The 10,747-nt window shown below is 70.9% G+C and carries 8 protein-coding genes and 1 pseudogene; 1 reads left to right on the top strand and 8 read right to left on the bottom strand.

The window, feature by feature from the left end:
• The first annotated feature begins 229 nt into the window (after window positions 1-229).
• Window positions 230-913 (top strand): hypothetical protein, encoded by a 684-nt coding sequence (locus tag ACFSL4_RS30580; protein WP_381090024.1) that lies wholly within the window; start codon window positions 230-232, stop codon window positions 911-913.
• A 22-nt stretch (window positions 914-935) separates the two neighbouring features.
• Here ACFSL4_RS30580 and ACFSL4_RS30575 read toward each other — a convergent pair whose 3' ends face one another.
• From ACFSL4_RS30575 to ACFSL4_RS30540, 8 genes and pseudogenes are all read right to left on the bottom strand, one after another.
• Window positions 936-2,462: an NCS1 family nucleobase:cation symporter-1 gene (locus ACFSL4_RS30575; RefSeq protein ID WP_381090021.1), complete on the bottom strand. Its 1,527-nt coding sequence runs from the start codon at window positions 2,460-2,462 to the stop codon at window positions 936-938.
• A gap of 146 nt (window positions 2,463-2,608) precedes the next feature.
• A complete protein-coding gene (locus tag ACFSL4_RS30570) occupies window positions 2,609-3,628 on the bottom strand; it encodes a TIGR03842 family LLM class F420-dependent oxidoreductase (protein ID WP_381090018.1) in 1,020 nt (339 codons plus the stop codon).
• Window positions 3,629-3,639: 11 nt separating this feature from the next.
• Window positions 3,640-5,043, bottom strand: a complete 1,404-nt coding sequence (gene hydA, locus ACFSL4_RS30565) for a dihydropyrimidinase (RefSeq protein ID WP_381090014.1) — start codon at window positions 5,041-5,043, stop codon at window positions 3,640-3,642.
• Window positions 5,044-5,158: 115 nt separating this feature from the next.
• Window positions 5,159-6,001, bottom strand: coding sequence for a nitrilase-related carbon-nitrogen hydrolase (locus ACFSL4_RS30560; protein ID WP_381090011.1), 843 nt, complete (start codon window positions 5,999-6,001; stop codon window positions 5,159-5,161).
• A 145-nt stretch (window positions 6,002-6,146) separates the two neighbouring features.
• The gene (locus tag ACFSL4_RS30555) at window positions 6,147-7,706 is read right to left on the bottom strand and encodes a PucR family transcriptional regulator (RefSeq protein ID WP_381090008.1); all 1,560 of its coding nucleotides are present in this window, start codon (window positions 7,704-7,706) and stop codon (window positions 6,147-6,149) included.
• A 149-nt stretch (window positions 7,707-7,855) separates the two neighbouring features.
• On the bottom strand, window positions 7,856-9,142 hold the full coding sequence (locus ACFSL4_RS30550; protein WP_381090005.1) for an aspartate aminotransferase family protein: 1,287 nt from the start codon (window positions 9,140-9,142) through the stop codon (window positions 7,856-7,858).
• Window positions 9,139-9,981 (bottom strand): nitrilase-related carbon-nitrogen hydrolase, encoded by an 843-nt coding sequence (locus tag ACFSL4_RS30545; RefSeq protein ID WP_381090002.1) that lies wholly within the window; start codon window positions 9,979-9,981, stop codon window positions 9,139-9,141. Before ACFSL4_RS30545 ends, ACFSL4_RS30550 begins: the two co-directional genes overlap by 4 nt.
• A gap of 185 nt (window positions 9,982-10,166) precedes the next feature.
• A pseudogene (locus tag ACFSL4_RS30540) lies at window positions 10,167-10,747 on the bottom strand (hypothetical protein); the annotation flags it as partial.

The following is a 10,747-nucleotide window of genomic DNA, read 5'->3' as shown; positions in this document are numbered from 1 at the left end:
GGCCCCGGCGGGGGGCGCCTGCCGCGCTGCGGCGGAGCCGGTGTCGGACCGATCGGGACACTGCCGAGCGAACCGGGCACGGGGGGTGCCGCTGCGGCGGCATGATGCACAGTCACCGCACAGGCACGGAGCGAGTTCGCCCTTCCGCCCCACAGAGAGTCATGTGACACTGGCGTCCCCGTCCGCAGTGTGGACTCACTCCGCACCGTCCCCCCACGAGAAGTGCGCCGTGCATTCTCTTCCGCTGCCGCTCGCCCTGACCGCGCGACTGCTGCCGGTCGCCGTGCTCGCCTCCGCGGGCTGGGCCCTGTCGTCCGGGCCGCTCGCCGCGGCCCCGGCCACCGACCACGCATCGGGGCGCTCCACCCAGAGCGCCCGGGACTCCGGCGGTGCCTCCTCGCCCGAAGCGTCCCCAGCGGCCAAGAAGTACGCCGTCGCGCCTGTACCGTGCCCGAGCCTGCCCGCGGCGACGATCAAGTCGCTGGTCCCGGGCGCCAAACCGGCGGGCGAGGAGATCCCCTCCACGGACAGGTCGGTACGGCGCACCTGCTCCTGGAACGCGCTCAAGGGCTACGACTACCGGTGGCTCGACGTGACCTTCGAGATCATGGAATCGGATGCGCAGGCGCAGAAGTCCTACGCGGAGCGCATCTCGGAGAAGAGCGGCGGAGGGGCGGTGCCCGGTCTCGGCGACGCGGCCTACTCCGTGGTGAACCTCAGCACCGAGGACAAGCAGCAGACGCGTGAGGGGGTCGTGCTGGTCCGCGCGTCCAACGCGCTGGTGGCCGTCACGTACAACGGCAGCGACTTCGAGACGAAGAAGGCGCCCGCCACGGACGAGATCAACAAGGGGGCCATCAAGGCCGCGAAGGACGCGGTGGCCGCGCTGGAGGACGGTCAGAAGACGAGCTGACCGTCCTCCCGCCCGGTGCGGGTCAGGCCGTGGCCTCCTCCCGGCCGCGCGCCAGCATGAGCAGTACGTACAGCAGCATCGAGGTGCCGAGGCCGACCGCCCAGCCGTAGTCGGCGAGCGGCTTGAGGGCCGGGACGAGGCGGCCGTCGACCAGTGGATGGAAGTCCGCGCCGCCGACCGCCAGCACGCCGCCCGCCAGGAAGGCCACCACGGCACGCCAGTTCCAGCCGCCCTCGTACCAGTAGCGGCCGCCCGTGCGGTACAGGTCGGACAGGTCCAGCCGGGTGCGGCGCAGGATCCAGTAGTCGGCGATGAGGATGCCGGCCACCGTGCCGAGCAGACCGCCGACCAGGCCGAGCCAGGTGAAGATGTAGCCCTGCGGGTCGGAGTACAGCTTCCACGGGAAGATCAGCACGCCGAGGACGCAGGTGGCGAGGGCACCGGCGCGGAAACTGATGCGCTGGGGCGCGATGTTGGAGAAGTCGAACGCCGGCGAGACCATGTTGGCCGCGATGTTCACGGACAGGGTCGCCACGAGGACGGTCACCAGGGCGTAGAGCAGACCGACCTCGTTGTCCGTCTTGGCGGCCAGCTGCACCGGGTCCCAGACGGGTTGGCCGTACACGGCCTGTGAGCCCGAGGTGACCAGCACCGACAGGAACGCGAACAGGGTCATCGTGGTCGGCAGGCCGAGCGACTGGCCCCAGGTCTGGGCCTTCTGGCTTCTGCCGTAGCGGGTGAAGTCCGGGATGTTCAGCGACAGCGTGGACCAGAAGCCGATCATGCCCATGAGCGAGGGGGCGAACAGCTTCCAGAAGTCCCCGCCCCAGCCCAGCCTGGACGGCTGGTCGAACAGCGGACCGAGGCCGCCCGCCTTGTCGCTCATCCACCACAGCATCACGAAGGCGCCGACGAGCACGAAGGGCGCCGCCCAGTTCTCGAAGCGGCGGATGGTCTCCATACCGCGGTAGATGATGACGACCTGCAGCGCCCAGAAGATCGCGAAGGACAGCCACATCGTCCAGGCGTAGCCGCCGATGGCCGACGCGTTCGCCCAGCTGTCGCCGATGAGCTTGCCGGCGAGGAAGTAGATCGCCTCGCCTCCGATCCAGGTCTGGATGCCGAACCAGCCGCATGCCACCAACGCCCGCACGACGGCGGGCAGGTTGGCGCCGCGCACACCGAAGGATGCGCGGGCGAAGACGGGGAAGGGAATGCCGTACTTGGGTCCGGCGTGCCCGGTGAGCAGCATCGGGACCAGCACGATCACATTGGCCAGGGCGATGGTGAACACCGCCTGCTTCCAGTCCATGCCGACGGCGATCAGGCCGGAGGCGAGGGTCCAGGAGGCCGTGTTGTGGGCCATGCCGACCCACAGCGCGGAGAAGTTGTACGTGGTCCAGGTGCGCTTCCCGGCGGGGACCGGAAGCAGGTCCTCGTTGGCGTACGGGCCACTCGGCGGTGGGGAGCCCGGGGCGATCTCCACGCGCCCGTCGGGAAGGGTGACTTGGGCGGACGGCGGTATCGCCGTGGGAGCGGTGTCGGTCATGAGCAGGCCAATCATGAGGTGGGTCGGGAAAGGCCCGTGCGGGGCGGCGCCGATGGGGGGTGCGCGAGAAGCGCCCTGGGCCCCCTTCCCGGGGAGGTGGGAAGGGGACGAGCGGGAGGGGCTGCGGGCCGAAGGCCCTGGGGACACTAGCCGTTGACGGCGGGAATGACCTCCCTTCCGTACGCGTCGATGACGGCTTCCTGCGCGTCGTGCATGTCGTAGACGGCGAACTGGTCGACGCCCAGATCGCGCAGTGCGGTCAGTTTCTCGATGTGCCTCTCGACCGGGCCGATGACACAGAACCGGTCGACGATGGAGTCGGGCACGAACGCGGTGTCGGGGTTGCCGCTGCGCCCGTGGTGGGCGTAGTCGTAGCCCTCGCGGGCCTTGATGTAGTCGGTCAGTTCGTCGGGGACGGCGGAGGAGTGCTCGCCGTACCTGGCGACGAGGTCGGCCACGTGGTTGCCGACCATGCCGCCGAACCAGCGGCACTGCTCCCGCGCGTGGGCGAGGGCCTCGGGCGAGTCGTCCTCGGTGACGTAGGCGGGGGCGGCCACGCAGATCGTGACCTTCGACGGGTCGCGCCCAAAGGCCACGGCCGCGTCCTTGACGGCCTTGACCATGTACTCGGTCAGATACGGGTCGGACAGCTGGAGGATGAAGCCGTCGGCCTCCTCGCCGGTCATCTTGAGGGCCTTGGGCCCGTACGCGGCCATCCAGACCGGGAGTTCGGCGCCGGGCCTGATCCACGGGAATCTGATCACGGTGCCGCCGAGGTCGGCCTCCTCGCCGCGGCCCAGCGCCCGGATGACCTTCATGGCCTCGCTGATGCGGGCCAGGGTGTTGGGCTTGCGGCCGGCGACACGCATCGCCGAGTCACCGCGGCCGATGCCGCACACCGTGCGGTTGCCGAACATGTCGTTGAGCGTGGCGAAGGTGGAGGCCGTCACCTCCCAGGTGCGGGTCCCCGGGTTCGTCACCATCGGGCCGACCGTCAGGTTCTCGGTGTTCGCCAGGATCTGGCTGTAGATCACGAACGGTTCCTGCCACAGCACGGCCGAGTCGAAAGTCCAGCCGTAGCGGAAGCCGTTGCGCTCGGCCCGCTGCATCAGGCTGATGACACGCGAGGCCGGCGGGTCGGTCTGCAGGACGAGTCCGAAGTCCATGAGCGCCACTCCTAGTCGAGGTATTGGCAGGTGGAGCGGGGGGTGTAGACGCCGTGACCGGCGCGTCCGGTGAACTCCCGCCCGCTGATGACGGGTTCGCCCCGCGAGAGGACGGTCTCGACCCGGCCGGTCGTCCGCTTGCCCTCGTACGCCGAGTAGTCGACGTTCATGTGGTGCGTCTTCGCGGACATGACCTGCTCGGCGTGCGGGTCGTAGATGACGACGTCGGCGTCCGCGCCGGGGGCGATGGTGCCCTTCTTCGGGTAGAGGCCGAACATCCGGGCCGGGGTGGCGCAGGCGATCTCGATCCAGCGACGGCGCGAGATGTGCCCGTCGACGACGGCCTGGTGGAGCAGGTCCATGCGGTTCTCGACACCCGGCAGACCATTGGGGATCTTGGAGAAGTCGCCCCGTCCCAGCTCCTTCTGGCCCACGAAGCAGAAGGGGCAGTGGTCGGTGGAGACCACCTGGAGGTCATTGGTGCGCAGGCCCTTCCACAGGGCCGCCTGGTGCTCCTTGGGCCGCAGCGGCGTCGAGCACACGTACTTGGCACCCTCGAAGTCCGGCTCGGCGAGGTTGTCGGTGGACAGGAAGAGGTACTGGGGGCAGGTCTCGCCGAAGACGGGCAGGCCCTCGTCGCGTGCCCTGGCCAGCTCGGCGACCGCCTCCTGTGCCGAAACGTGCACGACGTACAGGGGCGCGCCCGCGACCTGGGCGAGCCGGATCGCGCGGTGCGTGGCCTCGGCCTCCAGCAGGGCCTTGCGGACCTCGCCGTGGTGGCGCGGGTCCGTCTCGCCGCGGGCCAGCGCCTGTTCGACGAGCACGTCGATGGCGATGCCGTTCTCGGCGTGCATCATGATCAGGCCGCCGTTGTCGGCGGAGCGCTGCATGGCGCGCAGGATCTGGCCGTCGTCGCTGTAGAAGACTCCCGGATAGGCCATGAACTGCTTGAAGGAGGTGACACCCTCCTCGACCAGCAGGTCCATCTCCTTGAGCGTCTCCTGGTTCACATCGGAGACGATCATGTGGAAGGCGTAGTCGACGGCGCAGTTGCCCTCGGCCTTGGCGTGCCAGGCGTCCAGTCCCTCGCGCAGGGTGCTGCCGACGCTCTGGACGGCGAAGTCGACGATCGTGGTCGTGCCGCCCCAGGCGGCGGCCCGGGTGCCGGTCTCGAAGGTGTCGGAGGCGAAGGTGCCGCCGAACGGCAGCTCCATGTGGGTGTGGGCGTCGACGCCGCCCGGGATCACATACTTGCCCGTGGCGTCGATGGTGCGCTCGGCCGTCCATGCCCCTGCGGCCGGGGTGCCGGGCGCGGCAAGGGCGGCGATGCGGCCGTCCTCGATCAGGACGTCGGCGTGGATCTCGTCGGACGCGGTGATGACGAGGCCACCGCGGATGACGGTACGGCTGCTCATGCTCCCTCTGCTCCCTTGCCTGCGTGGACGCTCCGCTGGGGTGCGGTCGGACGGTGCCGGTTGTCTGTTGCCGCTCGGTCGCCCGCGCCCCTGGCGGGGCGCGGGTGCCGCCGGGTCAGGGCGCGGTCAGCGGGGTGTAGGCGCCGGGCGCGCGGTCGCGGTAGAACTGCCACCGGTCGCGCACCTCCCGCAGCCTGGCCATGTCCAGGTCGCGGACGACGAGCTCGGACTCCTTGTCGCTCGCCACCTCGCCGACGAACTGCGCCTGGGGGTCCACGAAGTACGAGGTCCCGTAGAAGTCGTTGTCGCCCAGTTCCTCGACGCCCACGCGGTTGATCGCGCCGACGAAGTACTCGTTGGCGACGGCCGCGGCCGGCTGCTCCAGCTGCCACAGATAGCCGGACAGCCCGCGCGAGGTGGCCGACGGGTTGAACACGATCTCGGCGCCCGCGAGGCCCAGCGCCCGCCAGCCCTCCGGGAAGTGCCGGTCGTAGCAGATGTACACGCCGATCCTGCCGGCCGCCGTGTCGAAGACCGGCCAGCCGGAGTTGCCCGGGCGGAAGTAGAACTTCTCCCAGAAGCCCTTGACCTGCGGGATGTGTGTCTTGCGGTACTTGCCGAGGTAGGAGCCGTCGGCGTCGATCACCGCGGCCGTGTTGTAGAGGACGCCGGGCTGCTCCTCCTCGTACATGGGCAGCACGAGCACGAGGCCCAGCTCCTTCGCCAGCGCCTGGAAGCGCCTCACGACAGGGCCGTCCGGAATCCGCTCGGCGTACTCGTAGAAGGCCGGGTCCTGGACCTGGCAGAAGTACGGTCCGTAGAACAGCTCCTGGAAGCACAGCACCTGAGCACCCTGCGCGGCCGCGTCGCGGGCCGCCCGCTCGTGGACCTGGATCATCGATTCCTTGTCGCCCGTCCAGGCGGTCTGGAAGACGGCCGCACGGATCACTCTGCTCATCGGGACCTCCGGTCGCTCGGTGTGCGGCGAGCCTAGGAAGCCGGGCGGGACGGTTTGAGTTGCACCGTGTCACGTCTGCGGGCGCCCGGCGTTCCACGGTGTCACCCCGTCCCGTCGTGTGTTTCCCGCTCTTCTCCACGGTGTTTCACCCCTGTTGGGCATCGTGGGCGAGTAGCGCGATGTGCACGGAGGCGGCCTGCTCGAAGTCGTCCAGGTCGACCCCGAGCCGGGCCTGGATGGCCTCCAGCCTGCGGTAGAGCGCGGGCCGGCTGACGTGGTGGAGCTGGGCGGTGCGCGACTTGTTGCGGCCGGTGGCCAGATAGGTCCGCAGCACGGGCACCAGGTCGTGCTCGGCGTCCCGGCCGCGCAGCAGACCGTCCAGCTCCCTTTCGGCGAAGGACTGGACGTGCGGGTCATCGCGCAGCAGCCGGACCAGCCCGCGCAGATGGACGTCCTTGAGGCGTACGACCGCCGGGAGGTCCATCGCCGCCGAGTGGTCGGTGACGGCGTCGGCCACGTGCTGGGCCTCCCGCAGACCGGCGGGCACGTCCTCCCAGGCGACGCGCGCGTCGGCCGCAGCGACGACCGCCTGGCACCGTCCCGACTCCGTGCGCAGCCGCGCGGCGAAGTGCGCGGTCAGCGCCTCGGCGTCCTGGTCGCGGGCGAGGCTGAGCAGCACGGCGGTGGCCCCGTCGCCCAGTTCGGCGACCAGTCCCGGCAGCCCCAGCAGGCGCAGGACGCGGTCGAGCGCGGCCGGTTCGCCCTCGCCCACGACGAGGGGCACGAAGGTACGGCGGTTGACGGGCAGCCCGGCCGCGCGCGCCCGCGGAAGGAGCTGGCGGGCCGGTACGACGCCGGAGACGAGGTCCGTCAGCAGGCTCTGCGCCGACTGCTCCTCCCAGGAGTGCACCGAGCCGTGGAGCATGCGGTGCAGGACCAGGGCCTCGGCCGCCCGCTCGGCGAGGAGCCGCCCGATGGGGCTGTCGCCGCGGTGGCCGCACAGCACGATCCGGCCCCAGCGCTCGCCGCAGGCGCCCAGTTCGGCGCGGACCCAGCCGTCGCCCTCGCTTCCGCCGGCCTGCCGGGCGATCCGTTCCCAGTCGCGCAGCACGTCGTCGACCGCGGGCCGCTCCCCCGCCGTGGCGAGCACACGGTGGGCGAGGTTGGTGAGGATCACCGGGCAGCCGGCGTGCACGGCGATCTCGTCGAGCAGCCGCTGCAGCGGGGCGCCCGCGGTGATGAGCCCCGTCAGAGCGGTGCGGACGGACTCCGACAGGCTCACGGCCGCGAACTTCCGCCGCACCAGCCGGGACTGGACCTCCTCGGTCAGTTCGGCGAAGGGGAAGGGACGGTGGAGCACCACCATGGGCAGCCCGCAGCGTTCGGCGGCCCGGCGCATCACATCGGGGGGTGCGGGGAAGGCGCGGCCGAGTCCCAGGACGACGGCCGCGGCCTCCGCGCGGTGCAGGGACCGGATGTACTCGGCCTGCTTGTCCTCGTCGCCGGCGAGCAGGACGCCGGTGGTGAGGACCATCTCGCCACCGCTGAGCATCACACCGACGTCGGCGGCCTCGGCGACGTGCACCCAGCGCACCGGGCGGTCGAGGTGGCCGGCACCGGCCACCACCTCGGGCTCTCCGGCGAGCACCCGGTCCAGTGTGAGGACTTGGCGTACCGACAGGGCGGGTTCCAAGGCGGTGCTCATGGTGAACGTTCCCTTGCTCAGGTTCTTACGGACGACACCTCATGGGCGGCGCTGTCGACGGGCTGACCGGCCGGTGGGCGGATCGGCCGAAGGGGCGGACGAGGGGCAGGGGCTGGGGGCCGATGGGGTCGAGAGTCCGACGGGGTGGGTCATTCGTGGACGGTCCTGAGGGCACGTTCGAGGATCGCGGCGCCCTCCTGCGCCTCCGGGACGGTGAGCGTGAGCGGCGGGGCGATGCGCAGCACACTGGTGTTGTGCCCGCCCCCCTTGCCGATCAGCAGGCCGTCCGCGCGGGCGGCCTCCAGCACGGCCGCCGCCGCCTGCGGATCGGCCTCGTCCGTGCCGGGCCGCACCAGTTCGACCCCGATCATCAGCCCACGCCCGCGCACCTCCCGCACCCCCGGAAGCCGCGCGGCGGCGGTCCGCAGCCGTTCGGCCAGCAGCCCGCCCACGTGCCGGGCGTTGCCCTGGAGGTCGTGCTCCAGCAGGTAGGTGAGGTTGGCGAGGCCGGCGGCCATGGTGATCTGGGTGCCGCCGAACGTCGAGATGGAGTTGGCGTCCAGGCAGTTCATGATCTCGGCGCGGGCGACGACGCCGCCGATGGACATGCCGTTGCCGATGCCCTTGGCGAAGGTGAGGATGTCGGGAGGCCCACAGGCGCCGTGTGCCTGCCAGCCCCAGAAGTGGTCGCCGGTGCGGCCCCAGCCGGTCTGCACCTCGTCCGCGATCCACAGGATGCCGTGTTCCTGGAGCACCTCGCGGAAGGCCGCGTACAGCCCGTCGGGCGGCGAGGTGAAGCCCCCGACGCCCTGGACGGGCTCGGCGATCAGGGCCGCCGGCGGGCGTGTGTGCCCGAGCAGGTCCTTGAGGTCCTCGACGCAGGCCGCGATGAAGTCGGCGTCGCTCAGGTGCGCGAACGGGCCGCGGGTGCGGACGCCGCCGTGGACGTAGAGGGTCCCCAGCGGCGACAGAGACGTCGGCGACCAGCCGCGGTTGCCGGTGATGCCGACCGCGCTGAACGAGCGGCCGTGGTAGCTGTTGCGCATCGCGAGGATCTGGTTGCTGCGCCGGTACGTCGTCGCCAGCAGCAGCGCGGTGTCGTTGGCCTCGGTGCCGGAGGTCGTGAAGAACACGCGGGCGTCCGGGATGCCGCTCAACCGGGCGATCTGCTCGGCGAGGTCGACCATCGGCCGGTTGAGGTAGAGGGTCGAGGAGTGCAGGATCCGTCCGGCCTGCTCGGTCACCGCCTTGGTGACCTCGGGCAGCGCGTGCGCGGTCATCGTGGTGAGGATGCCGCCGAAGAAGTCCAGGTACTTCTTCCCGTCGGCGTCCCAGACATGGCGGCCCTCGCCGTGGATGATCTCCAGCGGCTCCTCGTAGTACAGGGCGAGCCAGTCGGGCAGGACGGCCTTGTGACGGGCGTACAGGTCGCTCACGGCTTCACCAGTCCTTCGTACGCGTCTGGGCGGCGGTCGCGGTAGAACGCCCACTGCTTCCGCACTTCTTCGATGAGGCCGAAGTCGAGGTCGCGGACCACGAGTTCCTCCTCCTTGTCGCTGGCGACGTCCCCTACGAACTGCCCGCGCGGGTCGACGAAGTAGCTCGTGCCGTAGAAGTCGTTGTCGCCGTACTCCTCCCGGCCGACGCGGTTGATCGCGGCGACGAAGTACTCGTTGGCGACGGCGGCCGCGGGCTGTTCCAGCTGCCAGAGGTGGGCGGACAGGCCACGCGAGGTGGCGGACGGGTTGTAGACCAGCTGGGCGCCGCCCAGTCCGAGTTGCCGCCATCCCTCCGGGAAGTGGCGGTCGTAGCAGATGTACACGGCGACCTTGCCGGCCGCGGTGTCGAAGACGGGCCAGCCGAGGTTGCCCGGTTTGAAGTAGTACTTCTCCCAGAAGCCCTTGAGCTGCGGAATGTGGTGCTTGCGGTACTTGCCGAGGACGGTGCCGTCGGCGTCGATCACGGCGGCGGTGTTGTAGTAGAAGCCGGACTGCTCGATCTCGAAGACGGGGGCGACGATCACCATGCCGGTCTCGCGCGCCAGTTCGCACATCCGGGTGATGGTGGGACCGTCGGGCACGGGCTCGGCCCAGCGGTAGTGCTCGGGCTCCTGGACCTGGCAGAAGTAGGGCGCGTTGAAGACTTCCTGGAATCCGATGACCTGCGCGCCCTGCCGGGCCGCCGCGCGGGCGTGCTCCACATGCTTGACGATCATGGATTCGGTGTCACCGGTCCAGGTCGCCTGGACCAGCGCGGCGCGTACGACGTGGGCCATGGTGCCGCTCCTTCTGCCTGTTGTCCTGGTGGGGACGTCAGAGAGCCTCTACGCCTGTAGGCACGACTGCAGAGGCTTGAACGTAAGCCTCGGGGACGGCCTTGCCAAGACCATCGTCGCCAACCCGCGGAGTCGATCATGTTTCACACTCCTGCGGGTGAGTGGTCGGATTGTCGGTGGGCCGCTCACGTGGTGAATCCGGCGACCCGGAAGGCGTGGAGGAGGTCCCAGCGCCGCTCCTCGGAGACGCCGCGGGCGGCCTCCAGGAGCAGCGGCACGAGGCGCTGCGGGTCCACGGCGGCACTGCGGGCCGCCTCTTCGGGCGTACGGATGCGGACGTACGCGTCGAGGAGGGCGCGGGCCTCGCGATGACGGCCGTCGGCACCGAGGCCGAGCACGGCTTCCCCGATCTCGCCCGCGGGCCGTACGACGCCCTGGCGCAGCATCTGCTCGCCGTCCTCGGCACGGCCCACGGCGGTGAGCGCGTCCGCGGCGGCGACCAGGCGGTCGGCGGGCAGCGATGCGGCCTCCCACAGGAGGGTGGCCCAGTCGGCGCCGAGACCCGCGCGGTGCAGCTCGGCGGCCAGCAGCGGGTAGCGGGCGGCGGGCCAGTGCACGGCCTCGACGAGCAGGGCGTGGGCCTCGCCGCTGCGGCCCCGGGCGCGCAGCCGGGTGAGGGCCGCGACGGTCTCGGCGATGATCCGCCGGTCCTCCTCGCCGAGGGCCTCCCGGCGCGGCCGGCGCGCCGGGTCCGCCTCGGTGGCGG

Source organism: Streptomyces caeni, assembly GCF_042678285.1.
Lineage (GTDB): Bacteria > Actinomycetota > Actinomycetes > Streptomycetales > Streptomycetaceae > Streptomyces > Streptomyces caeni.
Note: the sequence above shows the minus strand (reverse complement) of the source record. Positions and strands in the feature narration are given on the sequence as shown.